The sequence below is a fragment of the Cupriavidus alkaliphilus genome (assembly GCF_014191175.1).
GTDB classification, from domain to species: Bacteria; Pseudomonadota; Gammaproteobacteria; order Burkholderiales; family Burkholderiaceae; genus Cupriavidus; species Cupriavidus alkaliphilus.
Genome location: NZ_JACHWE010000009.1, coordinates 24,164 through 50,028, shown reverse-complemented (window position 1 = coordinate 50,028; position 25,865 = coordinate 24,164). Strand labels below are relative to the sequence as shown.

The 25,865-nt window shown below is 68.1% G+C and carries 24 protein-coding genes and 1 tRNA gene; 17 read left to right on the top strand and 8 right to left on the bottom strand.

Annotation, left to right across the window (positions count from 1 at the left end):
- Positions 1-4: 4 nt before the first annotated feature.
- Positions 5-1,189 (bottom strand): LysM peptidoglycan-binding domain-containing protein, encoded by a 1,185-nt coding sequence (locus FHX60_RS23925; RefSeq protein ID WP_183284843.1) that lies wholly within the window; start codon positions 1,187-1,189, stop codon positions 5-7.
- Between the two features lie 160 nt (positions 1,190-1,349).
- Between FHX60_RS23925 and def the strand changes: the two genes are divergently transcribed.
- The 12 genes from def (at position 1,350) to FHX60_RS23865 (ending at position 12,423) form a co-directional block, all read left to right on the top strand.
- Positions 1,350-1,856 (top strand): peptide deformylase, encoded by a 507-nt coding sequence (gene def / locus FHX60_RS23920; protein WP_183284842.1) that lies wholly within the window; start codon positions 1,350-1,352, stop codon positions 1,854-1,856.
- Positions 1,857-2,009: 153 nt separating this feature from the next.
- The gene (gene fmt, locus FHX60_RS23915; protein WP_116381569.1) at positions 2,010-3,023 is read left to right on the top strand and encodes a methionyl-tRNA formyltransferase; all 1,014 of its coding nucleotides are present in this window, start codon (positions 2,010-2,012) and stop codon (positions 3,021-3,023) included.
- A gap of 181 nt (positions 3,024-3,204) precedes the next feature.
- The gene (htpX, locus tag FHX60_RS23910; RefSeq protein ID WP_018005006.1) at positions 3,205-4,065 is read left to right on the top strand and encodes a zinc metalloprotease HtpX; all 861 of its coding nucleotides are present in this window, start codon (positions 3,205-3,207) and stop codon (positions 4,063-4,065) included.
- Between the two features lie 141 nt (positions 4,066-4,206).
- The gene (rsmB, locus tag FHX60_RS23905) at positions 4,207-5,646 is read left to right on the top strand and encodes a 16S rRNA (cytosine(967)-C(5))-methyltransferase RsmB (RefSeq protein ID WP_183284952.1); all 1,440 of its coding nucleotides are present in this window, start codon (positions 4,207-4,209) and stop codon (positions 5,644-5,646) included.
- Positions 5,647-5,655: 9 nt separating this feature from the next.
- Positions 5,656-6,510, top strand: coding sequence for a DUF4390 domain-containing protein (locus FHX60_RS23900; RefSeq protein WP_112775969.1), 855 nt, complete (start codon positions 5,656-5,658; stop codon positions 6,508-6,510).
- Entirely contained in the window at positions 6,507-8,939 is a 2,433-nt protein-coding gene (locus FHX60_RS23895; RefSeq protein WP_112775968.1) for a sensor histidine kinase, read from the top strand. Before FHX60_RS23900 ends, FHX60_RS23895 begins: the two co-directional genes overlap by 4 nt.
- 52 nt (positions 8,940-8,991) lie before the next feature.
- Positions 8,992-9,702: a response regulator gene (locus tag FHX60_RS23890; RefSeq protein ID WP_183284841.1), complete on the top strand. Its 711-nt coding sequence runs from the start codon at positions 8,992-8,994 to the stop codon at positions 9,700-9,702.
- A gap of 60 nt (positions 9,703-9,762) precedes the next feature.
- Positions 9,763-9,838: transfer RNA gene (locus FHX60_RS23885), tRNA-Phe, on the top strand.
- A gap of 288 nt (positions 9,839-10,126) precedes the next feature.
- Complete coding sequence (locus tag FHX60_RS23880) at positions 10,127-10,405, top strand: BrnT family toxin (RefSeq protein ID WP_311730630.1); 279 nt, start codon at positions 10,127-10,129, stop codon at positions 10,403-10,405.
- Positions 10,371-10,721, top strand: coding sequence for a BrnA antitoxin family protein (locus FHX60_RS23875; RefSeq protein WP_112775966.1), 351 nt, complete (start codon positions 10,371-10,373; stop codon positions 10,719-10,721). Before FHX60_RS23880 ends, FHX60_RS23875 begins: the two co-directional genes overlap by 35 nt.
- Positions 10,722-10,918: 197 nt before the next feature.
- Positions 10,919-11,410 (top strand): hypothetical protein, encoded by a 492-nt coding sequence (locus FHX60_RS23870; RefSeq protein WP_183284839.1) that lies wholly within the window; start codon positions 10,919-10,921, stop codon positions 11,408-11,410.
- Positions 11,411-11,697: 287 nt separating this feature from the next.
- Positions 11,698-12,423: an aquaporin gene (locus FHX60_RS23865; protein ID WP_183284838.1), complete on the top strand. Its 726-nt coding sequence runs from the start codon at positions 11,698-11,700 to the stop codon at positions 12,421-12,423.
- Here FHX60_RS23865 and FHX60_RS23860 read toward each other — a convergent pair.
- Positions 12,407-14,065 carry a carbohydrate porin gene (locus FHX60_RS23860; protein WP_183284837.1) on the bottom strand — a complete coding sequence of 553 codons (1,659 nt, stop codon included), beginning with the start codon at positions 14,063-14,065 and terminating at the stop codon, positions 12,407-12,409. The two genes, FHX60_RS23865 and FHX60_RS23860, sit on opposite strands and share 17 nt — an antisense overlap.
- A 501-nt stretch (positions 14,066-14,566) precedes the next feature.
- On the opposite strand from FHX60_RS23860, the gene FHX60_RS23855 reads away from it, so the two are divergent.
- The 3 genes from FHX60_RS23855 (at position 14,567) to dinB (ending at position 17,902) form a co-directional block, all read left to right on the top strand.
- Positions 14,567-15,703, top strand: a complete 1,137-nt coding sequence (locus FHX60_RS23855) for a TRAP transporter substrate-binding protein (protein WP_092315506.1) — start codon at positions 14,567-14,569, stop codon at positions 15,701-15,703.
- A gap of 149 nt (positions 15,704-15,852) precedes the next feature.
- Entirely contained in the window at positions 15,853-16,758 is a 906-nt protein-coding gene (rarD, locus tag FHX60_RS23850; RefSeq protein WP_183284836.1) for an EamA family transporter RarD, read from the top strand.
- Between the two features lie 64 nt (positions 16,759-16,822).
- Entirely contained in the window at positions 16,823-17,902 is a 1,080-nt protein-coding gene (dinB, locus tag FHX60_RS23845; RefSeq protein WP_183284835.1) for a DNA polymerase IV, read from the top strand.
- Positions 17,903-17,975: 73 nt separating this feature from the next.
- Here dinB and FHX60_RS23840 read toward each other — a convergent pair whose 3' ends face one another.
- Both FHX60_RS23840 and FHX60_RS23835 read right to left on the bottom strand, forming a co-directional pair.
- On the bottom strand, positions 17,976-18,995 hold the full coding sequence (locus tag FHX60_RS23840) for a DUF2272 domain-containing protein (protein ID WP_183284834.1): 1,020 nt from the start codon (positions 18,993-18,995) through the stop codon (positions 17,976-17,978).
- Between the two features lie 242 nt (positions 18,996-19,237).
- Positions 19,238-19,516, bottom strand: a complete 279-nt coding sequence (locus FHX60_RS23835) for an HU family DNA-binding protein (RefSeq protein ID WP_012354324.1) — start codon at positions 19,514-19,516, stop codon at positions 19,238-19,240.
- 1,144 nt (positions 19,517-20,660) lie between these two features.
- On the opposite strand from FHX60_RS23835, the gene FHX60_RS23830 reads away from it, so the two are divergent.
- Positions 20,661-21,176, top strand: coding sequence for an SET domain-containing protein (locus FHX60_RS23830; RefSeq protein WP_012354323.1), 516 nt, complete (start codon positions 20,661-20,663; stop codon positions 21,174-21,176).
- A 25-nt stretch (positions 21,177-21,201) separates the two neighbouring features.
- Here the strand turns inward: FHX60_RS23830 and FHX60_RS23825 are convergent, their stop codons facing one another.
- From FHX60_RS23825 to phhA, 4 genes are all read right to left on the bottom strand, one after another.
- Positions 21,202-22,821, bottom strand: coding sequence for a sensor histidine kinase N-terminal domain-containing protein (locus FHX60_RS23825; RefSeq protein WP_373861864.1), 1,620 nt, complete (start codon positions 22,819-22,821; stop codon positions 21,202-21,204).
- A gap of 140 nt (positions 22,822-22,961) precedes the next feature.
- The gene (locus FHX60_RS23820) at positions 22,962-23,666 is read right to left on the bottom strand and encodes a response regulator transcription factor (protein ID WP_012354320.1); all 705 of its coding nucleotides are present in this window, start codon (positions 23,664-23,666) and stop codon (positions 22,962-22,964) included.
- A 146-nt stretch (positions 23,667-23,812) separates the two neighbouring features.
- Positions 23,813-24,112, bottom strand: coding sequence for a 4a-hydroxytetrahydrobiopterin dehydratase (locus tag FHX60_RS23815; protein ID WP_026164049.1), 300 nt, complete (start codon positions 24,110-24,112; stop codon positions 23,813-23,815).
- Between the two features lie 164 nt (positions 24,113-24,276).
- Positions 24,277-25,206, bottom strand: a complete 930-nt coding sequence (gene phhA, locus FHX60_RS23810) for a phenylalanine 4-monooxygenase (protein ID WP_092315518.1) — start codon at positions 25,204-25,206, stop codon at positions 24,277-24,279.
- 171 nt (positions 25,207-25,377) lie between these two features.
- On the opposite strand from phhA, the gene FHX60_RS23805 reads away from it, so the two are divergent.
- Positions 25,378-25,863, top strand: coding sequence for an Lrp/AsnC family transcriptional regulator (locus FHX60_RS23805; protein ID WP_018005022.1), 486 nt, complete (start codon positions 25,378-25,380; stop codon positions 25,861-25,863).
- Positions 25,864-25,865 lie beyond the last annotated feature (2 nt).

Genomic DNA, 25,865 nt, shown 5'->3' with positions numbered 1-25,865 from the left:
CGGCTCAGCGCGGCGAGGTGGCGCGGTCGCCGACCGCGATCACGTTGGAAGCGTCGGTAACCAGCGCATACGAGACGCCGGGAAACACGCGGAAGACAAAGGCCAACCCGTAGCGCTCGTCGGGCAGCCGGATGGCGCGGTTGCTGTCGGTCTTGTCGGTCACGGTCTCGCCGGTGCGCGACAGGGCCAGCACGTGGCCCGGCTCCACCCCGGCCTGGCTGCCGAGGTTGAGCACCACCACCTGCCTGGCGCCACCGAACTCGACCCCGCCATAGACCTTGGCGACGCGGCCGTCGAGCTGCGCGTCGGGCGCGTGCGGCACGTAGCGCAAGGCTTCGCGCGCGGGTTGCGGCATCAGCAGCGTACCGACGCCCATCTCCTGCCTGGCCTGCGTGACCTGCATGGTCGAGACCGCGTCCGGACCCTGCGCGCCGCGTGCCAGGCGCACATTGCCTTCGTATTCGGCCTCGTAGCCCAGCACGGCCTGGGTCACGGGATCGCGCACCGGGGTGAGCGGGCGGTAGGCCTGCCAGTCGCTGCCCTGCGGCGCATCCGCGGGGATGCCGCGTGCGTAGCCGGTGTCGTCGCGGCCCAGGATGACGCGCGATTCCGACACCGCCACGATGCGCGCCGAGGTGTCGAGCGTGTCCTGGTCGACCACCAGCGGCCGGATCAGGAAGGGCTCGATCTCGGCGGCCGGGATGCTCAGGATGGCGGCGCCGTCGACGGCGCCGCTGCGCATCTGCGGCGACAGGCGCACGGTATCGCCGCCGCCCGGCGTGGTCGACAGCCAGGCACGCCCGTCGCGCTGGATCAGGTACAGGATCTGGCCCGGGTAGATCAGGTGCGGATTGCGGATCTGCTGCCGGTTCATGCCCCACAGCTCGGGCCAGCGCCACGGCTGGCGCAGGAAGCGGCCCGAGATGCCCCACAGCGTGTCGCCGGCGCGCACCGTATATTGCGATGGCGCGTTGGCGGCAAGATCGGCCACGGGAATGCCGTGCCGGGCGGTGCGCTGGGCTTCGGCCTGCTGGGCCGGCGTGACCGTCAGGTCAGCCGCCAGCGCCGGCAGCGCGGCCACGGCGGTGAAGGCCGCGGCACTCAATAGTGGATAAGCAAGAAATCTGGGGATGAACGCGTGCAGCCTGCGGCCCGACGCCGCCTGGTGTTCTTTGGTAAGATCGCGCATTTTCCTGACCGGCCGGTGGTTCGGCCGGATTGACCCGGGAGAGCGTGCCTGTTGCGGCGCGCCTTGAATTTTTGTACTTGCGCCCCGATTCTGCATGTAAACATCCGCCGCCGCAACGCGGCCCGGTTGCCGGCAGCAGCCGGCGTTGCGCCCCAGCATCATGGCAAAACTCGACATCCTGACCTACCCCGATCCCCGCCTGCACACCGTCGCCAAACCCGTGGCCGCGGTGGACGACCGCATCCGCCAGCTGGTCAAGGACATGGCGCAAACCATGTACGAAGCGCCCGGCATCGGCCTGGCCGCGACCCAGGTCAACGTGCACGAGCAGGTGGTGGTGATCGACGTCTCGGAAACGCGCGACCAGCTCCAGGTCTTCATCAACCCGGAGATCGTCTGGGCCAGCGACAACCGCAAGGTGTGGGAGGAGGGCTGCCTGTCGGTGCCCGAGGTCTATGACCGGGTCGAGCGTCCCGACCGCGTGCGCGTGCGCGCCCTCAACGAGAAGGGCGAAAGCTTCGAGCTCGATGCCGACGACCTGCTGGCGGTATGCATCCAGCACGAGATCGATCACCTGCGCGGCAAGGTCTTCGTCGAGTACCTGTCGCCGCTCAAGCTCAACCGCATCAAGAGCAAGCTGCAGAAGCGCGAACGCACCCGCATGTAAGCCGCCGCGCGGCAATAAAGATGTAACAGCGCGCCGGAATCCGGCCACCCGCGTGCGGCAGCGGCGCGGGGTCTGTTATCTTTATGACTTCCGAAGAACCACGATACCGGCCGCGATAGCGGCCGGTGCCATTTCAGGCCACGGAAACCTGCCATGTCCCAAGCCAGCCCCTTGCGTGTCGCCTTTGCCGGCACGCCCGAGTTTGCGCGCGTCGCGTTGGAAGCCATCCACGCCGCCGGCTTTCCGGTGGTCGCGGTACTGACCCAGCCCGATCGGCCCGCCGGCCGCGGCATGCAGCTGCAGGCCAGCCCGGTGAAGCAGTTCGCCGTTGCCAATGGCCTGGCGCCGGTGCTGCAGCCGCGTTCGCTGCGCCGCCAGGGCAAGTATCCCGAAGAAGCCACCGCGGCGATCGAAACGCTTGCCGGGCTCGCCCCCGATGTCATGGTGGTGGCGGCCTACGGCCTGATCCTGCCGGCCGAGGTGCTGACGCTGCCGCGGCTGGGCTGCCTGAATATCCATGGCTCGCTGCTGCCGCGCTGGCGCGGCGCGGCGCCGATCCACCGCGCCATCGAGGCGGGCGACGCCGAGACCGGCATCACGCTGATGCAGATGGACGAGGGCCTGGACACCGGCGACATGCTCACGCGCGGGGCGGTGCCGATCGGCGCGGACGACACCACCGGCACGCTGCATGACACGCTGGCCGCGCTGGGCGCGCGCATGATCGTGGATGCGCTGCGGCAACTGGATGCCGGCCGCCCGCTGCCGGCCACGCCGCAACCGGAGCAAGGCGTCACCTACGCCGAGAAGATCGCCAAGGACGAAGCGCCGCTGGACCTGCGCCGCCCTGCCGCCGAGCTGGCCAACCAGGTGCGCGCCTTCAACCCGTTCCCGGGCGCCACCGTGCAGGTAGGCGACACTGTGATCAAGTGCTGGCAGGCCGTGCCGCTGGCGGCGGCCAGCAGCCTGCCGCATCCGCCCGGCACGGTGCTGGCGGCCGACGCCGCCGGCGTCCTGATTGCCTGCGGCGAGGGCAGCGCACTGCAGGTCACCGAGCTGCAGAAGCCGGGCGGGCGCCGGCAGCCGGCGCAGCAGTTCCTGCAAGGCCTGCCGCTGCCGCCCGGCACGCGCTGCGTCGTGCCCGGCGACGGCGCTGCGGCGGCGTGAGCGGACAGCCCTTTGGCGCACATGGCGCTTGATGTGCCGCGGACGGCGCCCCCCTGCCTGCAAGTGAGCAACATTGCAAAGGCCATTGGACGGCCGTTGAATTTTCTGCGATCGGCCCCTATCTAACGGGCATCGCGCCAGCTTTTCCGGGGCGCGTCACGATTTCACGGAGATCACCGCAATGTTCAACTGGGTCAAGACCTTCATGCTGATGGCGGCCATCACGGCGCTGTTCATCGTCATCGGCGGTATGATCGGCGGGCGCAGCGGCATGATGTTCGCGCTGCTGATCGCGCTGGGCATGAACTTCTTCTCCTACTGGTTCTCGGACAAGATGGTCCTGCGCATGTACAACGCGCAGGAAGTCGATGCCGGCAGCGCGCCGCAGTTCTACGGCATGGTGCAGGACCTGGCGCAGCGCGCCGGCCTGCCGATGCCGCGCGTCTACCTGATCAACGAAGACGCGCCCAACGCCTTTGCCACCGGCCGCAATCCGGAACATGCCGCGGTGGCGGCCACCACCGGTATCCTGCGCGTGCTGTCCGAGCGTGAGCTGCGCGGCGTGATGGCGCACGAGCTGGCCCATGTACGCCACCGCGACATCCTGACCTCGACCATCGCCGCCACCATGGCCGGCGCGATCTCGGCGCTGGCCAATATGGCGATGTTCTTTGGCGGGCGCGACGAGAACGGCAACCGCACCAACCCGATCGCCGGCATTGCCGTGGCCATCCTGGCGCCGCTGGCGGCCTCGCTGATCCAGATGGCGATCTCGCGCGCGCGCGAATTCGAAGCCGACCGCGGCGGCGCCGAGATCAGCGGCGACCCGCAGGCACTGGCCAGCGCGCTGGACAAGATCCACCGCTACGCGCAGGGCATTCCGTTCCAGGCAGCCGAGGAGCATCCGGCCACGGCGCAGATGATGATCATGAACCCGCTGTCCGGCGGCGGCATCGCCAACCTGTTCTCGACCCATCCGGCCACCGAGGAACGCATCGCGCGCCTGATGCAGATGGCACAGACCGGCACCTACCCGGCCTGAGCCGCCGGAAATCCGGGGCGCGGCCCCGGCACAAGGTAAACTGCCCGCTGTTCCGCGTGGACCGGCGGGCTTTTTTTGGCCCGTGCCCACGCCTTCCCGATTCACCGCCTTACCCGCTGCCTGATCCGCCGCCTGACCGATATGCGCCTGCCTCCCGATTCGCTTGCCTTCCAGATGCTTGGTGCCGCCGCCGCGGTGCGCACCGTCAGCGAAGGCACCGCCTTGCCCCAGGCGATCGAGGACGCCGCCGCGCAACTGAAGCTGGACCGCGTGCGCGACGCCGCCACGCGCGGCGCGCTGCAGGACATCGCCTACCGCACCATGCGCCAGTTCGGCACCGCGCGCGCGCTGGTGACCAAGCTGGTGACGCGCCCGCCCGGCGCGCAGGTCGATTCGCTGCTGGCGGTGGCACTGGCACTGTTGCTGGAACATACACCGGGCCCGCGCGAGCGGCACGACGGCGCCGACCCGGCGCGCCAGGATGCCGACGCCGGCCGTCCGGGCTACAGCACCTTCACGGTGGTCGACCAGGCCGTGAGCGCGGCCGCCTCCGAACCCAAGACCGCGCATGCGCGCGGACTCGTCAACGCGGTGCTGCGCCGTTTCCTGCGCGAGCGCAAGGCGCTGCTGGCCGAGGTCAACCGCGACGAGCAGGCGCGCTGGAACCTGCCGCCGTGGTGGCTGCGCATGCTGCGCGAGGCCTACCCCGACCAGTGGATGGCGCTGGCCGCCAGCGCCAACGTGCGCCCGCCGATGACGGTACGCGTCAACACCGCGCGCGTGTCGGTGCAGCAGTACCGCACCGACCTCGCCAACGCCGGCCTGGCCGGGCACGTCGTTGGTCCGCAGGCCGTGCGCCTGGTGCGCGCGGTGCCGGTGAACCAGCTGCCCGGCTTTGCCGAAGGCACGGTCTCGGTGCAGGACGCCGGCGCGCAACTGGCCGCGCCGCTGCTCGAGGTGGCCGACGGCATGCGCGTGCTCGATGCCTGCGCGGCGCCTGGCGGCAAGACCGGACATTTGCTGGAGCTGGCCGATATCGAAGTGACCGCGGTCGAAAGCGATCCGCAACGCGCCACCCGCATCGGCGAGAACCTGGCGCGCCTGGGCAAGACCGCCAGGATCGTGGTCGGCGACGCCAGCCGGCCCGCCGACTGGTGGGACGGACAACCCTTCGACCGCATCCTCGCCGACGTGCCGTGCTCGGCCTCGGGCATCGTGCGGCGCCATCCCGATATCCGCTGGCTGCGCCGCGAAACCGATATCGCCAAGCTCATCACCGAGCAGCGCCGCATCGTCTCGCAGCTCTGGCCGCTGCTGAAGCCGGGCGGCATCCTGGTCTATGTCACCTGTTCTATTTTCCCAACGGAGGGCGAGGAGCAGGCGCGCTGGTTTGGTGAGCAACTGGCAGATGCGATACGATTGCAGGCGCCGGGACAACTGCTGCCCGGCACCCATGCAACGCTTGCCGCGGGCGCGGACGGTGACAAGGCCACCCTTGACAGCACCGGCCGCACCGACGGTACCAGCCTGCCATCCGATCACGATGGCTTCTTCTACGCCCGCTTCCAGAAACGCGCCTGATCTGATCCGATGCCGAGCACGCCGCGCCTGTCAGGCTTTCGCGTTGAAGTGGACCTCCGCTGCAGACTGCTGGCGCGCTGGGCACTCGCGCTGCTGCTGGCGCTGGCCGCCGCGCTGTGGCTGCCGCGCGCCGCACAGGCACAGGTGATCGAAGCCACCGAGGCCCGCGTCGAATACCAGGACGGCGGCTTCGAGCTTGCCGCCAGCTTCGACTTCGACCTGCCGCCCGCACTCGAGGACGCGCTGCACAAGGGCATCTCGCTGTATTTCGCGGTCGACTTCCAGCTGTCGCGCTCGCGCTGGTACTGGTTCGACGACAAGCCGGTCAACACCACCCGCAGCGTGCGGCTGTCGTACCAGCCGCTGACGCGCCAGTACCGCATCTCCACCGGCGGCCTGCAGCTGCCGTTCACGCGGCTGAAGAGCGCGTTGCAGTTTATCCAGCGCGTGCGCGGCTGGCGCGTGTTCGAGCGCAACGCGGTCAAGCCCGGCGAGACCTACAACGCCGAAGTGCGCATGCGGCTGGACCTGTCGCAGTTGCCCAAGCCGTTCCAGATCAACGCCGTCAACACGCGCGACTGGAACCTGGCGTCCGACTGGCGGCGCTTCACCTACACCGTGCCGACCGACCTGAGCGCGCCGCCCGCGCCACCGCCGCAGCCGCCGGCACCGCCGCCCGCGTTGCCCGCATCGCCCGCGCTGCCGGCCTCGCCGCCCATGCCCGCGCCCGCACCGTCTCCGGCCTCGATGCCTGCCGCGGCCAACGAGCGCGGCCTGATGGAAGGACGCGGGCTGTATCTGCAGGCCGCGTCGTACGCGCTGTCGCCGGCGCTGCTGGCGCAGCCCGCGTCGAGCCAGCCATGAGCAACCCGTTGTGGGACAGCCGGTTCCGGCGCGTGCTGTACCGCGTCGTGGCCGGCATCATCGTGTTCCTGGCGCTGGTGCTGGTGGGCCTGCTGGCCGGCGCCTCGGCCAATACCGAATTCTTCGATCGCTATTTCACGCTGCTGTTCAAGGTGAATCTGGTGATCGGCGCGCTGCTGGTGCTGACCGTCGGCGCGCTCGCGGTCACGCTGTGGCTGCGCTATCGCCGCGGCAAGTTCGGCACGCGGCTGATGACCAAGCTCGCCGTGTTCTTCGGCGTGGTCGGCGTGCTGCCCGGCGTGCTGATCTACCTGGTGTCGCTGCAGTTTGTTTCGCGCAGCATCGAGTCCTGGTTCGACGTGCGCGTGGAAACCGCGCTCGAGGCCGGACTGAACCTGGGCCGCTCCACCATCGACAGCTCGCTTGCCGACCTGCAGGTCAAGGCACGGCTGATGTCCGAGCAACTGGCCGGCGCCTCCGGCGTGGCCACCTCGCTGCAGCTGAACCGGCTGCGCGAGCAGTACGGCGTGCAGGAAGCCGCCATCTTCACCGGCAGCGGCCGCGTGCTGGCAAGCGCTTCCAGCAACTATGCCTCGCTGGTGCCGGACCTGCCTTCCGGCGTGCTGGCAGAACAGGCGCGGCTGGCCGGTGGCTATGCCGCGGTGGAGGGCGGCACCGATCCGTCGAGCGATGTCGGCCAGGCTGCCGAGCGTGTCGACAGCAGCCACCTGTATCGGGTGCGCGTGATCATCCCGCTGGGCGCGGCGCCAGGGCCGGCACAGGATACGGTCGGCGCCGCCAGCGCACCGCGTGCGCTAGCCCGCCCGCCGCGCTGGGCCGGCTCGGGCCTGTCGGTGGAGCGCAGCCCGGAAGATTCGCCGTCGAGCGGTTTCGGCCTGGTCGGCGAGACCGTGCGCGAAGAGCGCTACCTGCAGGTGCTGCAGCCGGTGCCGGCCGTGCTCGCGCGCAATGCCGACGAGGTCCAGCGCGCGTACCAGGAATACCAGGAAAAGGCGCTGGGCCGCACCGGCCTGCGCAAGATGTATATCGGCACGCTGACGCTGACGCTGTTCCTGGCGGTGTTCATCGCGGTGATGCTGGCGCTGCTGCTCGGCGGCCAGCTGGCGCGGCCGCTGCTGATGCTGCTGCAGGGGACCAAGGAAGTGGCCGAGGGCGATCTGTCGCCAAAGCGCGAACTGAAGAGCCGCGACGAGCTGGGCATGCTCACGCAGCAGTTCAACCAGATGACGCGCCAGCTGGCCGAGGCGCGCCTGGCGGTCGAGGAAAACCGCGCCGCGCTGGAGCAGTCGAAGGCCTACCTCGAAAGCGTGCTGCAGAACCTTACCGCAGGCGTGCTGGTGTTCGACCGCCGCTTCGTGCTGATCACCGCCAACCCTGGCGCCGAACGCATCTTCCGCCAGCCCTTCGGCGCGGTGATGGGTCTGCCGATGGAACAGATCCCCGGCATGGGCACGTTCGGCGAGATCGTGCGCCAGGCCTTCTCGGACCAGAACACCAGCGAGGTGCTGGGCGGCGCCGAGCACTGGCAGAAGCAGATCGAACTGCCGCAGGGCGAGGAGCAGCCGCTGACGCTGCTGGTGCGTGGCGCGCGCCTGCCCGGCGGCGAGCGTGACGAGCCCGGCTATGTGATCGTCTTCGACGATATTTCCGATGTGATTTCCGCTCAACGCTCGGTGGCGTGGGGCGAGGTGGCACGGCGCCTGGCGCACGAGATCAAGAACCCGCTCACGCCGATCCAGCTCTCGGCCGAGCGCCTGCAGATGAAGCTCTCGCCCAAGCTGGAAGGCACCGATGCCGACGTGCTCAAGCGCGGCGCCGCCACCATCGTCAACCAGGTGGCGGCGATGAAGCGCATGGTCGATGATTTCCGCGATTACGCGCGCACGCCGCCGGCGGTGCTGCAATCGCTGCAGCTCAACAGCCTGGTGGCCGAGGTGCTGCATCTGTACGGCATCGACGATCCGGCGGTGCACGAGCACCCGGTGATCCATCCGACGCTGGGCCGAGCGCTGCCCGAGATCAAGGGCGACCCGACGCAGCTGCGCCAGGTCATCCACAACCTGCTGCAGAACGCGCAGGACGCGGCCGCGGAGAACGTCGCGGCCGGTAGGGCGGCGCCCCATATCACTCTGCACACCGAGACTGTAGAATACAAAGATTCTGCCGGCGAGAACCGACAGGCCGTCAAGCTCACCATTGCGGACAATGGTCCCGGTTTTGCACCACGCATCCTGAGCCGTGCGTTCGAGCCCTATGTGACCACCAAAGCCAAGGGCACTGGTCTCGGGCTCGCGATGGTAAAGAAGATCATTGACGAACACGGCGCGCGCATCGAACTGCGCAATCGCATGGAAGGTGCCGAGATCGTCGGTGCGCAGATCTCGATCCTGTTCGTTAAACTGGCATAGTCAACATTGGCGTCCGGTCCCGGAACGCTGCGGTGGGGTTAAGAGGGGAAGTATGGCAACCATCCTCGTAGTCGATGACGAAATGGGAATCCGGGAGCTGCTCTCGGAGATCCTCAGCGACGAAGGCCATGTGGTCGAACTCGCGGAAAACGCGCAACAGGCGCGCGATTACCGTGCGGCGGGCACGCCCGATCTCGTGCTGCTCGATATCTGGATGCCCGATACCGATGGCGTCACGCTGCTCAAGGAGTGGTCCGCGCAGGGACAGCTGACCATGCCCGTGATCATGATGTCGGGCCACGCCACCATCGATACCGCGGTCGAGGCCACCAAGATCGGCGCGCTCAATTTCCTGGAAAAGCCGATCGCGCTGCAGAAGCTGCTGTCCGCGGTGGAGCAGGGCCTGGCCCGCGGCATCGAACGCCCGCGCAGCAGCACCGCGGCCGCCGCCGCACCCGCCACCGCGCCGACCGCGGAGCCTGGCACTGCCGCCGCCACGCCCGAGACCACTGCCGAAGCCGCGCCCAATGGCAGCCCGGCGCGCGTGCCCGAGGCCGAGATGCAGTTCTCGTTCGACATGCCGCTGCGCGAAGCGCGCGACCTGTTCGAGCGCGCCTATTTCGAATACCACCTGCTGCGCGAACACGGCAGCATGACCCGCGTGGCCGAGAAGACCGGGCTGGAGCGCACCCACCTGTACCGCAAGCTCAAGCAACTCGGCGTCGAACTGGGCCGCAACAAGCCGGAACCGGCCGAACACTGAGGCAGTGCCCTACATGACGCTTGACTGGTCCTGAAAGACAAGTTATAGTTTCGCTTCTTTGGCCCGGTAGCTCAGTCGGTAGAGCAGAGGATTGAAAATCCTTGTGTCGGCGGTTCGATTCCGTCCCAGGCCACCAGAACAGGAAAAGCCCGGCTCTTGCAGCCGGGCTTTTTGCATTGGGCGCTCATTGGGCGCGCCATGCCTTCCGCGCTCTCCGGCGACACATCTGCATTCCACCCACGTCGCATCCCCCCGAACCGCTCGACACGGCTGACCGAAGTCAAGGTTGCCTTGCGCGTGCCGGCACATCGTGACGCGCTCGACAGCAGGAAGCTTGCCTGCTGCACCCGACAGGGAATTTTTGTACTGGCAAATATTCCTTGTCCCGCCTATTTAATGCCTATACAATAAATTGGTGCCGCTCGTGTTCGATCCGGTCAAGGATCTGGCCAACCAGATCAAGCATGGCGTACCGCTCGCCTTGGCCGAAGCATTCGAGATGGATGGTGCGCTGATCCGGGACGATCTGCGCTTTGCATACGGTGAAGGGCGCGTGATCGCGACCGGGCTGATCGGCAACCGTGTCTTTGTCATGGTCTACACGATGCGAGGCGAGACGATGCGCGTCATCAGCCTGCGCAAAGCCAATCGCCGCGAGGTACTGAAGTATGTCAACGAAACGCAAGGTTCATATCCCGACTGATGCCGAAGACAAGGCACTGACCCGCGCAGCGCAGGCCGATCGTGACAACCCGCCGCTGACGGATGCCGAGCTGGCGCGCATGCGGCCGGCGCGTGAAGTCCTGCCCCGGCTGGTCGGTGGAAAGGCAGCGCAAGCGCTGTTGCGACCCCGCGGACGTCCGGCGCTGCCGGAAGGCCAACGCAAGGTCACGCTGAACATGCGTTGCGACCGCGATGTGGTCGAAGCCTTCAAGGCAACCGGTGATGGTTGGCAGACGCGCATCAACGACGTGCTGCGTGCCTATGCGAAGTCGCACCGGATGCTGTCCAGCCGCTGACGCGGCCGTCGTTTTGCGTGGCGCGCAACACCCAATCCAGAAGTAAAAATCTTCTACTTGGCACCCGATCCATGTCTCTCTACGATGCCCTGACGCGCCGCTGCCAGGCGCGCGGGCCAGGCCGGCCAAGCCGCATCCCAAGTCTTATATAAAGCAGATACGCCGGCCCGGGCCGATACCTTTTCACCGGGGGTTCGATGGACACACTGATCGGGACGGACAAGCGCTGGCCGCCGCAGACCGCGGCCGGCGAGCGTGGCTTGTGGAAGAGCACCGTGGCGGCGGCCAGCCAGGCGCTGGGGGCGGCGGGGCGGATGCAGCAGGCGGTATCGCAGACCCTGAAGCTGCAGAACAAGATCCGTGCGCTGCGCGACGAGCTGCATCAGATGGAAGCCGAGCGCGATGTCTACCGCGAGCTGCACGCGCGCACGGTGGAAGAGCTGCACCAGGCCATCGACCGCAGCCCGGCGGAGATCAAGCGGTTGCGCGCCGAGACCGAGGCCATGCAGGTGCGCCATCGCGCCTACAAGCTGCTGGTGCAGCACTACATGCGCCTGGGCACGCCGATCGATCCCGCCGTGTTTGCCGAACAGCGCAGCCGCGTGCAGCAGCACATCCTGTTCCAGCGCCGCAAGGGCATCCCGGTGGGGAATATCGTGGTCGAGGATATTGCGTTCCTGTTGCGCTGAACGGCGCGATTCGAAACCCGGCGTCAGCACACAACATCGCCAGCGCGCATTGACGCGCCCGGGCCGCGGCGGAACACTGTCGCGACCGCGTGCGCAGCCGCTGCGCCGCGGCGTTGACCTGCTCAGGGCAACGACCTGCCACCGTTCGAGGCGTCGTCTCAGGCGACGTTGTCCATCTTGTTGCTGCGCGCTGTCCCCATCGTTTCCGCCACAGGCCCCGATACAAAGCCACGGGCCGGCCTTGCTCCCGTCCCCACTTCGCGCCGCTGCGCCGGCGCAGCGCAGCGATGAGTACGCTGGCGCGCCGCCTGGTGGCGGAAGGACTCGGCACCGCGCTGCTGGTGGCGATCGTGGTCGGCTCTGGCATTCGAGCCGAGCGCCTGGCCGCCGGCGACACCGCGCTCGCGCTGCTGGCGAACTCGCTCGCCACCGGCGCCGGGCTGGTGGCCTTGCTGGTGTCGCTGGGGCCCGTCTCGGGCGGGCATTTCAACCCGGTGGTGAGCTTGTCGGCGCTGGTGCAGGGCACACTGGCCCCACGCGATGCGCTGCGCTACGTGCTGGTGCAGCTGGCGGGCGGTGTCTGCGGCGTGCTTGCGGCGCATGCCATGTTCGGCGAGCCGGCACTGGCGTGGTCGGCGCAGAGCCGCACTGGCGCCTCGATGTGGTGGAGCGAGTTCGTGGCGACCTTCGGCCTGGTCGGCGTGGGCATCGGCACGCTGCGCAGCCGCCCGCAACTGGTGCCGTTCGTGGTGGCCGGCTATATCACCGCGGGCTACTGGTTTACGTCATCGACCTCGTTCGCCAATCCCGCGCTGACGCTGGCCTGCGCGCTGACCGATACCTTCACCGGGATCCGGCCGCAGGACGTGCCGGGCTTCGTGCTGGCGCAGATCGGCGGCGGGCTGGCGGCCACGCTGCTGTTCCACTGGCTGTTGCGCAAACCCGCCGCGGTGGCACCGGCGCCGGCCGGTACCCTGAGCGGCCCTACCAGCGCAACTACCAGCGCCGATTGAGCTGCACGCCGAAGATCGAGCCACTCGGCTGCGAGGCCCACGCGTCGGCCGGCGCGGTGTAGCCGATGCCATCCACGTCGCTGGCGCGGCTGTAGGTGTAGAAGGCGCGCAGGTTGGCATTCCCGGCCGACTTGCCCAGCGTCAGCGTCGGCGCCACGGTCAGTGCGGTGCGCTGGCCGCTGACGCCGAAGCCGGACGAGATCTGGTCGTGCGACACCTCGAAGTTCAGCCGGAACTGGCTGCTGGCCACGTAGGCGGGGCGCAGCCGCGTGGTGGTCCACTGGAGCGTGCCGACCGGCGAACGGTCGAACTGCAGGCTCTGCTCGACGGCGCCGCTCAGCCCCCAGCGGCTCTTCCATTCGATCGAGTCGGCCACACGCGTGCGCGACAGTGACGGTCCCATGCCGGTATAGCCGGTCATGGCATTGCGCGAACCCGAGCCGAACTGCAACCCCAGCCGGTTGGTGCCGAACAGCACGCCTTTCTGCTCGTGCAGCGCCGAAGCCCACCACGCTCCGCCGGAGTCCTCCACCAGCGGCTGCGCTTCCACCCGCGTGAAGCCGAGCTGGACCGAACCCTGTTCATTGGTGGGGATCGGCGCAGTGCGCAGCGAGTGGTAGCTGGGCAGGTTCTGTCCGTTCTGGTCGGCGCGCGCGGTGTACTGGTAGTTCAGGCCGATATCGCCAACCAGCTTGGCGTTGTCCACGCCGAAGCGCATCGCCGTGGAGTTCGGCGGCAACAGCCCGGACGACATCAGGAACGGCGCGTTGTCGCGCCGGCCGGCCCACATGGTGGCGCCGTCCAGCACCGCCAGGCCGCTCACCGCCGTATAGAACTGCGGCACCAGCGCATAGGGATCGATCGCCGCCGGGCGGCCATTGACGGTAGTGGCATCGGTGCCGCGCGCCTGCGCGATCAGCATCACCTGGGCGCCGCCGTCGAGGTCCAGCACCGACTCGCGGATCCGGACCTCGCCCGCGCTGCGGCAGGCCAGCCCGCTGCCGATGCCGGTGGACAGCGCGCCACCGGGACAGGCACGCATGGTGGACGGGCGATCCTCGACCGCAGCGCGGCCACTGTAGCTCAGGCGCCACACGGAATCGCCCGCCGGGTCTTCGGCGGGCAGGTGGGAATGCAATACCGGCGGCGCGTCCGACGGGGTGCCGGCGTCCGCAGCACCTTGAGCCGGGGCAGGGGACGCCTCGGCCTGGAATTCGCCAAGCCTGGGCGGGAACAGCACCAGCGGCGGTGGCGGCGGGGCCGGAGGTTCGGGCGGGCCGACGAAATCGGGATCGACCGGCGGCGGGGTCGCGGCAATGCTGGTGTCCGCCGAAGCGGGTACGGTGACGCTCGCCGCGGGCGCCGCTTCGCCGGCGATCAGCGCGGCAAGCGGGTCTTCGGTGGTGGCCGGCGCGGGCGATGCTGCCGTTGCGGCGGTCGCCGCTGCCGGCGCTGCCGCCGGTATGCCTGGCGCCGCCACTGACGCGGTGACCGTTGCCGGCACCGCCGGCCGCGGCGCAATGCGCGGCGGCTGCAAGGCTGCCGCGGATTCGTCAGCGCCCGTCACCGGGGCACCGGTCTGCGCGCATGCCGCCAGACCCCAGGCAGCCAGCACGGCAAAGCCGAGGCGGCGCAGCGGCACGCGGCGGCCTGCGCAAGCGCCGGGCGGCTTCAGGGGGAGTCGACGAGAACAGGCGGGCAATTGGTACGGCAACGAGGCAATTCAGCGGGCAACCACGATATCCGGCAGGCAGGGCTCCGGAGGCGGGACTGTTTTTTATCAGCCGAGACCATTTGACCGCAAGCCGGGTTACAAAATCCATCACAGCGTGCGGCGTCTCACAATACGAAAAACAGCGGAAATGGCGCAATCGACTAGCGAAAACCCGCACTTGCGCGGGGCCCCGTGCCGAAAGGGCCACCGCTATAATCGGCTGGCTTGTCTTTCGGGTAAGACAGCCCTCGGCCGTGGGCGCGGTTCCAGCGTCCGGCATGCAGGGCACGCCGCCGTGCCCGTTCGCCACAGGCACTGCGCTGCGCAGGCCGCCGTACCCCGGCGGCCGGTGCGTCACGGTCCGGCGCGCGGCCTCATGCAAGCCGTGCGCCCGCATCCGAATCAATATCTATAAGAGGAGAAGTGGAGATGGAACGTCGTTCCTTTCTGTTGAAAGCGTCGGCCGTGGCTGCCACCGGGGCACTGGCCGCGTGCGGCAAGGGTGAAGAGAAGGCAGCGCCTGTCGCCGCCAGCGGCCCGGCCGCGCCGGCCGTAGTGGGCAGCAACCCCGCCGTGGAATGGCGCCTGGCCTCGAGCTTCCCCAAGTCGCTCGACACCATCTTCGGCGGCGCCGAGACGCTGTCGGCCCGGGTCCGCGAACTGACCGACGGCAAGTTCAACATCAAGGTCTTCGCCGCCGGCGAAATCGTGCCGGGCCTGCAGGTGCTGGACGCGGTGCAGAACAACACCGTGCAGATCGGCCACACCGCCGGCTACTACTACTTTGGCAAGAACCCGACGCTGTGCTTCGACACCACCGTGCCGTTCGGCCTGACCACGCGCCAGCAGAATGCCTGGATGCTGCAGGGCAACGGCATGAAGCTGATGCGCGAGTTCTTCAAGGAATACAACGTCGTCAATTTCCTGGGCGGCAACACCACCGCGCAGATGGGCGGCTGGTTCCGCAAGGAAATCAAGACCGTGGCCGACCTGCAGGGCCTGAAGTACCGCATCGCCGGGTTTGCCGGCGTGGTGCTGTCGCGCCTGGGCGTGGTGCCGCAGCAGATTGCCGGCGGCGACATCTACCCCGCGCTGGAGAAGGGCACCATCGACGCGGCCGAGTGGGTGGGCCCGTACGATGACGAGAAGCTGGGCTTCTACAAGGTGGCCCCGTACTACTACTATCCGGGCTGGTGGGAAGGCAGCGCGCAGCTGTCGTTCTACGCTTCGGCCAGCGAGTTCGAGAAGCTGCCCGCGCTGTACAAGCGCGCGCTGGAAACCGCCACTATCGAGGCGCACACCGCCATGACGGCCAAGTACGACACGGTCAACCCGCAGGCGCTGGCACGCCTGCTGGAAAACGGCGTCAAGCTGCGTCCGTTCTCCAAGGAGATCATGGAAGCGTGCTTCAAGGCGACCCAGGAGTCCTACGCCGACGAAACCGCGAAGAACCCGTCGTTCAAGAAGATCTACGACGACTGGCGCGTGTTCCGCAACAACCAGGCCGCCTGGTTCAACGTGGCCGAGCAGGGCTTCGCCCAGTTCAGCTTCGCGCGCAAGCTGTAAGCCGCGTGGCGCCCGGGCAACCGGGCCCGCCGCAAACCCCATGATCCTTCGGGAGCATGGGGTTTTTTATTGGCGGCGGCCGCACGCGGCGCGCACCGGCGGGGATGGCGCGGCCCCGGTAGAATCGCCGGCATCGATCGGAAAACCTTATGCAACTCGGCATTCTCTACGCCCTGCTGGCGTACCTCATCTGGGGCCTGCTCCCGCTCTACATCAAGTCGCTTCCCGGTATCGCCCCCACGGAGATCCTGCTGCACCGGATGGTGTGGTCGCTGGTCTTCCTGGGCCTGATCCTGGCCTGGCGCCGCCAGTGGGCGTGGCTGGGCCAGGTGGTCAGGGACCGGCGCCTGCTGCTGTCGTTTGCCGCCAGCGCGGCGCTGCTATGCGCCAACTGGTTCCTCTATATCTGGGCGGTGTCGGCCAACCGCGTGGTCGACGCCAGCCTGGGGTATTTCATCAATCCGCTGTTCAGCGTGCTGCTCGGCGTGGTGTTCCTGCATGAGCGCCTGCGCCGGGTGCAATGGCTGGCGATCGCGGTGGCGGCGGCCGGCGTGGCCTGGCTGACGGTGGCGGCGGGGCAGCTGCCGTGGATCGCGCTGGGCCTGGCCGCCAGCTTTGGCGGTTACGGGCTGCTGCGCAAGACCGGTGCGCTGGGCGCGCTGGAAGGGCTGTCGCTGGAAACGCTGCTGCTGTTCCCGCTGGCCGCGGCGGCGCTGGGCTGGCTGTTCGCCACCGGCCAGGACAGCTTTGCCCACGCAGCGCCGGGTACGCAGTGGCTGCTGTTGCTGGCGGGGCCGGTGACGGCGGTGCCATTGCTGTTCTTCGCCGCCGGCGCGCGGCGCATTCCGCTGTCGCTGCTGGGCCTGCTGCAGTACACCGGTCCGACCCTGCAACTACTGCTGGGCGTGTGGCTGTGGCACGAGCCGTTCCCGGCGCAGAAGCAGGTGGGGTACGCGCTGATCTGGCTGTCGCTGGCCTTGTATGCGGCCGAAGGGGTGTGGATGAATGCACGGCAGAAGCCCGCCAGCATTCAATCGATCAATGAGACGACGTGAAAACCGATATCAGCCATTCATGCCGCGGATAATCTTCGGCTAGCCGCTCCTCATCCCGGCCTCCATGTCCGCCCCGCCTGAAGCCATTGCCGCGGTCCAGCGCAAGATCATCCATTGCGACTGCGACTGCTTCTACGCCTCGGTCGAAATGCGCGACGACCCGTCGCTGCGCGGCCGGCCGATGGCCGTGGGCGGCGCGCCCGACCGGCGCGGGGTGATCGCCACCTGCAACTACGAGGCGCGCGCCTACGGCGTGCGTTCGGCGATGGCGTCGGCGCAGGCGCTCAAGCGCTGTCCGGACCTGCTGATCGTGCGTCCTGCGATGGACAAGTACCGCGAGGTCTCGCGCCGCATCTTTGCGATCTACCGTGAATACACCGCACTGGTCGAGCCGCTGTCGCTCGACGAGGCCTACCTCGATGTCAGCCTGTGCACGCACCATGGCGGCAGCGCCACCCGCATCGCCGAAGAGATCCGCCAGCGCGTGCGGGACGAAGTCGGGGTGACCGTGTCGGCCGGCGTCGGCCCCAGCAAGTTCGTCGCCAAGATCGCCAGCGACTGGAACAAGCCCGACGGCCTGTTCGTGGTCAGGCCGGCCGCGGTCGATGCCTTTGTCGCCGCGCTGCCGGTGGAGCGCATCCATGGCGTGGGCAAGGTCACCGCGGCCAAGCTGCGCCGGCTCGGGGCCGAGACCTGCGGCGACCTGCGGCCGTGGTCGCCGGACCGCCTGCATCGCGAGTTCGGCGTGTTCGGGGCGCGGCTGTACAAGCTGTGCCGCGGCGTCGACGAGCGCGCGGTCACGCCCGAGCGCGAGCGCAAGTCGATCAGCGTGGAAGAGACCTATGCCGACGATTTGCCCGACCTGCAGGCCTGCCTGGCCGAGCTGGAACCGCTGATCGCCTTGCTGGAGGCGCGCATTGCGCGCGCCCAGGCGCACGACACCATCGACAAGCTCACGGTAAAGCTGCGCTTCTCGGACTTCCGGCAGACCACGGTGGAATGCCGCGGCCATGCCCCGGACCGCAACGTCTATGCACGGCTGCTGGCCGAGGGCCATGCGCGCCGGGGCTTGCCGGTTCGGCTGCTGGGCGTTGGGGTGGGCACGAGCGACCGGGATACCGCGCAGCTGGAATTGTTCGACTGACCCTTTTTATTTATACGATTTATCAGTAGCGAATAAATGACCGTTCGCTGATAAATCGCATCGATAATCCGATCTACTGCAGGTCGTTGCGCATCACCAGCAGCCAAGGCATATGCGAGTTGGTGATCCCGTCGAGCCGGCCCGAGTCGCCCAGCTCGATCTCTTCCATCGATACCGATTGCTGGACGTTGCCGCCGATGGCGCGCACCACCCGCGCGGCCGGATCCACGGCGACCACGATGTCGCAATGCATCGGCGTGGTACCGAAACCGATTTCCGCGATGTCCTCGAGATAGCGGTCGCGGCCGCGGCCGGCGCAGATGATGTCGCCGGGGCGGGGCATCGCGGGTACGGGCTCGATGCGGAATGCCGGGCGCGGCAGGATCCCGTCGCGGGCATCGACCACGTACATCGAGTGCGACTGGCCGGTGAGGAACTGGCGCTCGTCCAGGCCCGCCTTGCGCAGCACCCATGACACAAAGACCGCCGACCAGGCCCAGGCGCCCTGCGTGACCTGCCTGCAGCTGGGCGCTTCGCCGACGATGCCCCAGTAGCGGCGCACCAGCGTGCAGCCCAGCGGCGTGGCCTCCATGCCGGTGCCGTCCGGGAAAGAAAGGCAGCTGGCTGCCGGCGGCGGGTTGCCGTTGGTCTTGGACTCGGTGTCGGTGGTGGCCACGGCGGGCGCTGCGGCGTCGGTCGGGGACGCCGGCGGCAGCTCGGGGGGCAACTCAGATGGCAATTCCGGCGCCGGCACCGGGCTGTAGGTTACGCAAGAGCTGTCGTCGCGGCCCAGCCGCACCACCTGCCCGCCCCAGCGAGCCCATTCCTGGGTGGCGATCTCGACGATGCGCTCGCGCGGCGTGGCGCCCGGGCTCGTCACCGGCCGCTCGCTGTCCTGCAGGGCCCGTGCCTGCGGGCGGGCCGGTTCGCTGACCGTGGTGCAGGCGCTCAGCAGCGCCAGCAGCGCGGCCGCGCAGGCGGTGCGCAGCGGCAGCGGCGGGGTGGGCGCCTGTGGAGAACGCTGTGGAATCGGCTGTGGAAAGCGTTGTGCATAACGCTGTGGAGATCTGCGGTGCTGCGGACGGGCAAGCATGTTGGCCCCACATGGCACGGCGCCCGGCATGGCGAGTTCTGGCCAAGGCTGGACGCCTGTTGGAAGACTTTGGCGCGCCATCGCCCAGGCGCGCAGCAGGCGATGCGGCGGATACTGCAGGATATTCAGATCACGACTGTGGATAACGTCCCCCGCCTGGCGCGCGCCTGCGCCCTCGGGCACCGGGGCGGCGGCATGGCGGGGTCAGGCAATGCCGGGCTCTGCAGTGCAGCCCGTCAGGATCACTGGTTGACAGCGTCCTTGAACTTCTGGCCAGCCTTGAACTTCACGGTCTTGGCGGCTTCGACCTTGATTTCTTCACCGGTACGCGGGTTGCGCGCCATGCGCTCGCCACGCTCGCCCTTGCTGAACGTGCCAAAGCCGATGAGGCTCAGCGTGTCACCCTTGGCCACTGCGTCCATGATGGCCGACAGGGTCACGTTGAGTGCCTGTTCCGCCTTGGCCTTGGTCAGACCGTCCACCCCGGCTGCGATAGCGTCGATCAGTTCGGTTTTCGTCATGCTTCACTCCGTATCGAGTTGATAAAACACAGGCGTCCCATGCCGGGCGGCCAGGCTGGCACCGCTCCGGCAAAGACGCCGCGGGCCACATGATACCGTGTCGGACAAGGCGCACCGGGAACAGATTGTTACCTGGCAGTTTCCGCGAGGCCGCGCCAGCACGGGGCTGGAGGCAAATCGACGTTGCTGGAGAGGAGTCCGCTGTCGGCGGAATAGCGGCGTAAATGGCAAATGCGCGGCAAATGCCGTACGTCGGCCGACTGGGCTGGCGCGATTGGCGTGGCACGGTATACCCCCGTGCCAGGCGCCTTCAGAAGGCCGCTGACAGCCCTCAGATCCGCCGGGAGGGTACGGGCACCCCCGAGCTCTCGAACGGACTGGAGGCACCCTACGGGCTGCAACGCAGCCAACTGCACTATGGTGCATGTGTTGGTCAGCCCCACAGCCAGCCTTGCCCGGCGTTATTCGGCGCATGCATGGAGCCCTCGGCCATCGCACTGAACCGTGATCAGCCGCCATCCGCGTATACCGCGGCGATTGCGGTCTTGCCGCCCGGTATACGTCGCCGGTATACGCACCGCCCGAACGGGCAAACAGAAAGTCTCTCGCAAACCCGCCGTTTACGCCTGTCGCCTTTCGGACGATGCCAGGGATCCGGATCGTTCTTTCGGTTTACCTTTTTCTTTCATGTATACAGATAGTAGTAGTAGGTAAACACCCGCAGCCGCTGTGGAAAACCCCGTAAACATCTTTGCCTTCAAGGGTTTACGTAAACGAGAAGTGGTCTCATCGAATGTTGGCCGAGGTGGAAGACTCAGCCCAATGGATGAGGTGCGAGCCGAACCCCCTCCGACTTATGCCCGAGGCATCCCCACGCCAGCCCCAGGCAGCCCACACCCAATCCGCGTGCTTGTCCACAGATCGGGGCGCGGTTATCCACATGCCGGGTGGTAAACGGTCGCGACGTATACCGGTTGCGGCCACCGGGTGAGGTCGGGCGTATACGTCTGCTTGGGCCGGTTGCTGTCATGCCGGGATGTGTTGCTACGTATACGTGTCGCGGCCGCCCCGGTATCATCCCCGATCGCGCGGGGCGGCCGGCACCGGCCACCCAGGCACAACAGGCGAAAGCACGGACAGGCAAATGGCGGACAAGGCAAAGCGCAAGGCAGCGGGCGAGGGCAGCAAGAAAACGGCGAGCGACCGGATCGAGGTGCGCCAGTCAGGCGTGCACGGCAAGGGCGTCTATGCCATCGCGCCGATTGCCGAGGGCGAGCGCGTGATCGAGTACAAGGGCGAGCACATCTCGTGGAAGAAGGCGCTGGAGCGCCATCCGCACGATCCCAGCGATCCCAACCACACCTTCTATTTCAGCCTGGACGACGGCAGCGTCATCGACGCCAAGTACGGCGGCAATCGCGCGCGCTGGATCAACCACGCCTGCGAGCCTAACTGCGAGGCGCGCGAAAAGAAGGGCCGCGTCTTTATCCACGCGCTGCGCGACATTGCCCAGGGCGAGGAGCTGTTCTATGACTACGGCCTGGTGATCGACGCGCGCTATACCGCCAAGCTGAAGAAGGAATTCGAGTGCCGTTGCGGCAGCCCGCAATGCCGCGGCACCATGCTGGCGCCGAAGGAAAAGAAAAAGAAGGCCAAATAAGGCCGCCGCCCGCGCAGCAGCGGGTTCAGGCCACCGACCCTGCCGGCTCGCAGGGGATCCGGATCACGAAGCGCATCACCGCGCGCCGCTCGGGCGTGCTTTCCGTGGCGGTGGCTTGTGTCGCCGTGCCCGGAGCGGGCGGCACGTCCTCGATGCGGATGGTGCCGTGGTGCAGGGTCACGATCTCATGCACGATGGCCAGCCCCAGGCCGGCGCCGCCGGCCTGGTCGGCGCGGCCGCCGCCGGGCTCGGGGGCACGGTCGCCGCGGAAGAAGCGCTTGAACACTTCCTCGCGCCGCTGCGGCGGGATGCCGGGGCCGTTGTCTTCGACCATCACCACCGCCATGCCGCGGTGGCCCATGGCCTCGCCGCCGGCGCGCACCGTGATGCGCCCGCCCGACGGCACGTATTTCACCGCATTGTCGATCAGGTTGGACAGCGCCTCGCGCATCAGCAGCCGGTTGCCGCGCACGACCGCCGGCGCGCTGCCGGTGAAGGTGGGACCGGGCAGGATCTCGAAGCCCAGGTCGATGCGGCGCGCCAGCGCCTGCGGCACCCATTCGGCGCCGGTCTCAAAGGCCAGCTCGGCCAGGTCGAAGTGCTCCACCGGCCCCAGCCGCTCCAGCGACAGCCCGGGCTCGGCCCGCGCCAGGGACAGCAACTGGTTGGACAGGCGCACGGCGCGGTCGGCCGCGGTCTGCACCTCGCGCAGCGCATGGCGGGCCACTTCCAGCGAATCGGCGGTCTGTGCCCGGTCGGCATGCAGCTTGACGGCGGTCAGCGGCGTGCGCAGCTGGTGCGCGGCATCGGCAATGAACTTGCGTTGCGCGTCGAGTGCGTCGCGCAGCCGCGCCAGCAGCGCGTTCAGGCCGCGGATCAGCGGCGCTACCTCGGCCGGCACCTGGGTTTCGTCCAGCGCCGCCAGCGAGCGCGCGGTCTGGCGGTTGAGCTTGTCGGCCAGGATCTGCAGCGGCACCAGTTCTTCCTTGAGCACGTGCGACAGGATCAGGCTGCCGACCAGCAGCAGCAGGATCAGCGGCACCGACACCGATAGCAGGATCTCGTTGGCGGCGGTCTCGCGCCGGTCCAGCAGTTCCGCCACTTCCACCACGATGGGCCCGCGCGCGGGCTTGCCGGCCTCGCTGGTGCCAAGCTCGTCGACCGCGGCGCTGGGCAGCATCACCGGCAGCCGCACCGCGCGCACCTGGCGTCCGCTGAACCAGGCGTAGAACAGCCGCGCATCGTGCAGCGAGGTCTGGCCGGTGCCATAGCCCAGCCAGGTATCCATGCCGCCGATCAGGCCGTCGGGACCGTGGATGCGCCAGTAGATGCGATCGGTGCCCTCGGCCTCGACCAGCGTCTGCGCAATCATCGGGATGTCCTGCTCCAGTCGCGGGCCGGCGATGCGGATCTGCTGGGCGATGTTGTTGGCCACGCCGTACAGCGCGCGGTCGAACACCTGCGTGGTGTAGTGCGCCGCCAGCCAGTAAGACAGCGAGCCGCTGGTCAGCACCAGCGCAAACAGCGGCGTGGCCAGCGCGCGCAGCAGGTGCACGCGCAGGCTGATATTGGAGCCGGAGCGGGAGGCCTGGCGCGTCGCCGCGGGCGCAGGGTCGGCGCCAGCCGCAGCGGACGACGGGGGCACGTTCCGCGTTGCGATGCGGGAGGCGGTGCGCCAGGAAACGCGGGAGGAGGTGCGGGAGGAGGTGCGGGAGCGAGGCCACATTGCCAGCTAGTCCGAAGGACAGGGCCGCGTATGGGATAACCGCGGCGGCCGGAGCGGCTTCATTGTCCGGCGCGGATCTGCAGCAGGTAGCCGAAGCCGCGCACGGTAACGATCTCGACGTCGCTGTCCTCGAGCTTCTTGCGCACGCGGTGCACGTAGACCTCGATTGCGGTGTCGCCGACGGTATCGCCGCCCTCGCCGGCGGGATGGGCAAAGGTGGCCAGGTGGTCCTGCAGCTGGGCCTTGCTGACCACGCGGCCCTGGCGCTGCAGCAACAGCTCCAGCACCGCAAACTCGCGCGGCGACAGCTCCAGCGGACGCGCGTCGATAAACATGCGGCGGTCGTTGCCCGACAGCCGCAGGCGGCCCAGGCGCACGTCGCGCTCGGGCGCGGCCTCGCCATGCTGGCTGCGGCGCAGCAGCACGCGCACGCGCGCTTCCAGCTCGGGCAGGGCGAAGGGTTTGATCAGGTAGTCGTCGGCGCCGGCGTTCAGGCCCGAGAGCTTGTCTTCGAGCTCGTCGCGCGCGGTCAGGATGATGACCGGGGTGGTGCGGTTGCGGGCGCGGTAACGCGCCAGCAGGGTCATGCCGTCGATGCCGGGCAGGCCCAGGTCAAGGATGACCAGGTCGTGCTGCTCGCGCAGCAGGTGTTCGGTGGCATAGACGCCGTCGTGGACGACGCGTACCTGGTGGCCGGCGCGGGACAGGCCGGCTTCGACGCCGCTGGCAATCTGGCGGTCGTCCTCGATCAGCAGGATACGCATGGCGGCAGCTCGGGAAGGACGTTGGGCATGGCTGGCAGAGAAAGGCCGCACAGCGCACACGGCGGTGCGGGCCTGCCGCAGATTGTACTAGGCGCCGCCCCCGGCTTCCTTACGGTTAGCCTACAGCCACCGCCGCGGCCCGCCGGTCAGTTGGTCACCGCGTCGGCGGCGCGCTCGATGAAGTGGGCCAGGTCGATGTCGCGCTGGGTCAGGCCGTTGGCGTCGTGCGTCGACAGCGTGATGTCGACCCGGTTGTAGACGTTGAACCATTCCGGGTGGTGGTCGGCCTTCTCGGCCTGGATCGCCACGCGCGTCATGAAGCCGAAGGCGGCGTTGAAGTCGTGGAAGGTAAAGCGCTTGAAGATCGCATCGCGGTCGGCAACGGTGGTCCAGCCGGGCAGTTCGGCGAGCAGCGTGGCACGGGCTTGCGGGGACAGAGGGGTCATGGTGGGCTCGATCTGGTTCTTGGAAAAAACGAAGGTCGCGCAGTGCGGAGAAGGCGCACCATGCGGACAGCCGGCCCGCCCGCGCCGTGGCGGCGGGCATGCCGGCATTGTTTCACAAAGTGGGGAATGGGGCAGGGCCGCGCCGGGGTCGAGCGCGCGCCGCGTCAGATGTCTTCGGTATCGGCCCAGCCTTCGCGGGTGCCGGCGTTGAGCACCTGGTCGCCCTCGGCGATGTCGCCTGCGCCCAGCGTCGGCTGCGCGCGCAGCGCTTCGTACAGCGGCGCGAAATCCGGGCGGGTGGCGTCGAACAGTTGCTCGAAGCTGTCGATCACGAAATAGGTCTTCTGGAAGGTGTCGATGCGGTAGCGCGTGCGCATGATGCGGCGCACGTCGAAGCCGATCCGGTTGGGGCTGGCCGAGTCAAGGCTGTAGATCGACTCGCCCTGGCTCGACAAGATGCCGGCGCCATAGATGCGCAGCCCTTGCGGGGTGCGGATCAGGCCGAACTCGACGGTGTACCAGTACAGCCGCGACAGCATTTCCAGCGCGCCCAGCCCCGCCGCTTTCAGGCCGCCCTTGCCGTAGGCTTCCATATAGTCGGCAAAGACCGGGTTGATCAGCAGCGGCACATGGCCGAACACATCGTGGAAGCAGTCCGGCTCCTGCAGGTAGTCGAGCTGCTCGGGCTTGCGCATCCACCAGCTGGCCGGGAAGCGGCGGTTGGCCAGGTGCTCGAAGAAGACCTCGTCGGGCACCAGGCCGGGCACGGCCACGACCTGCCAGCCGGTGGCGCGCATCAGGGTCTCGTTGAGCTGGTCGAAATCCGGCACGCGGTCCTTTTCCATGCCCAGCGTGGCCAGCCCCTGCAGGAATTCGTCGCTGACGCGGCCGCGCAGCATCTCGGCCTGGCGCTCGTACAGCTTGCGCCAGATGGCGTGGTCGATGCTGGTGTAGCGGTGCACCGGCTGGGCAATGGTGAAGTCCGGGCGCAGTTCCTGGCCGGACAGCAGGCCGGCGTCGAACTGTTCCTTGAGTTTGTCGGTCAGGGTGCCCTGGAAGGCGCCGGGGGCTTCGGTGGCCATGGCGATGGACATATTGCTGGTGTCTCCTTGGAATGCGCGCTGGCTGCGTCGGCGCCAGCATGGATGCGGATTTACTGCGTAGTTTAGGCGCCGGAAGCCGCAATCTGTCCGCATAGTCCGCTCGATTTAGCGGGATCATGCATATAATGCGCATTCGTAGATTCGGATATGCGGGATTTGTGTATGGCGGCCCATAGTGTTTCCCTCGATGCGTATGACCTGGCCCTGCTGAGCGCGCTGCAGGCCGACGGCCGCACCACGCACCAGCAGCTGGCCGAGCGCGTGCACCTGTCGCCCAGCCAGGTCGGGCGCCGGCTGGCGCGGCTGGAAGCCGACGGGGTCATCACCGGCTACCGCGTCAGCCTGTCGTCGCAGGCGCTGGGGCTGGGCGTGGTGGTCTTTGTCAGCGTCAAGCTGGCGCATCACGGCGACACCATCATCGAGCGCTTCCGCGAAGAGATCCTGCTGCTGGAAGAGGTGCAGGAGTGCTATTCCGTCGCCGGCGAGGCCGACTACCTGATCCGCGTGGTGGTGCCGGACCTGCCCACGCTGGCCGAATTCACCATGAAGCGGCTGATGCGCGTGCCCGGCGTCGAAAGCGTCCGGTCGAATATCGTGCTGACCGCGATCAAGTGCGAGGGGCCGCTGCCGCTGTCGCACCTGCGCTGAAA

Coding starts and splice junctions, on each gene's coding strand:
- rarD (WP_183284836.1), top strand. CDS start 15,853: ATGCAACTCGGCATTCTCTACGCCCTGCTGGCGTACCTCATCTGGGGC.
- FHX60_RS23820 (WP_012354320.1), bottom strand. CDS start 23,666: ATGCGTATCCTGCTGATCGAGGACGACCGCCAGATTGCCAGCGGCGTC.
- rsmB (WP_183284952.1), top strand. CDS start 4,207: ATGCGCCTGCCTCCCGATTCGCTTGCCTTCCAGATGCTTGGTGCCGCC.
- FHX60_RS23870 (WP_183284839.1), top strand. CDS start 10,919: ATGGACACACTGATCGGGACGGACAAGCGCTGGCCGCCGCAGACCGCG.
- FHX60_RS23895 (WP_112775968.1), top strand. CDS start 6,507: ATGAGCAACCCGTTGTGGGACAGCCGGTTCCGGCGCGTGCTGTACCGC.
- dinB (WP_183284835.1), top strand. CDS start 16,823: ATGTCCGCCCCGCCTGAAGCCATTGCCGCGGTCCAGCGCAAGATCATC.
- def (WP_183284842.1), top strand. CDS start 1,350: ATGGCAAAACTCGACATCCTGACCTACCCCGATCCCCGCCTGCACACC.
- FHX60_RS23865 (WP_183284838.1), top strand. CDS start 11,698: ATGAGTACGCTGGCGCGCCGCCTGGTGGCGGAAGGACTCGGCACCGCG.
- FHX60_RS23875 (WP_112775966.1), top strand. CDS start 10,371: ATGTCAACGAAACGCAAGGTTCATATCCCGACTGATGCCGAAGACAAG.
- htpX (WP_018005006.1), top strand. CDS start 3,205: ATGTTCAACTGGGTCAAGACCTTCATGCTGATGGCGGCCATCACGGCG.
- FHX60_RS23805 (WP_018005022.1), top strand. CDS start 25,378: ATGGCGGCCCATAGTGTTTCCCTCGATGCGTATGACCTGGCCCTGCTG.
- FHX60_RS23900 (WP_112775969.1), top strand. CDS start 5,656: ATGCCGAGCACGCCGCGCCTGTCAGGCTTTCGCGTTGAAGTGGACCTC.
- fmt (WP_116381569.1), top strand. CDS start 2,010: ATGTCCCAAGCCAGCCCCTTGCGTGTCGCCTTTGCCGGCACGCCCGAG.
- FHX60_RS23830 (WP_012354323.1), top strand. CDS start 20,661: ATGGCGGACAAGGCAAAGCGCAAGGCAGCGGGCGAGGGCAGCAAGAAA.
- FHX60_RS23925 (WP_183284843.1), bottom strand. CDS start 1,189: ATGCGCGATCTTACCAAAGAACACCAGGCGGCGTCGGGCCGCAGGCTG.
- FHX60_RS23840 (WP_183284834.1), bottom strand. CDS start 18,995: ATGCTTGCCCGTCCGCAGCACCGCAGATCTCCACAGCGTTATGCACAA.
- FHX60_RS23855 (WP_092315506.1), top strand. CDS start 14,567: ATGGAACGTCGTTCCTTTCTGTTGAAAGCGTCGGCCGTGGCTGCCACC.
- phhA (WP_092315518.1), bottom strand. CDS start 25,206: ATGTCCATCGCCATGGCCACCGAAGCCCCCGGCGCCTTCCAGGGCACC.
- FHX60_RS23835 (WP_012354324.1), bottom strand. CDS start 19,516: ATGACGAAAACCGAACTGATCGACGCTATCGCAGCCGGGGTGGACGGT.
- FHX60_RS23890 (WP_183284841.1), top strand. CDS start 8,992: ATGGCAACCATCCTCGTAGTCGATGACGAAATGGGAATCCGGGAGCTG.
- FHX60_RS23815 (WP_026164049.1), bottom strand. CDS start 24,112: ATGACCCCTCTGTCCCCGCAAGCCCGTGCCACGCTGCTCGCCGAACTG.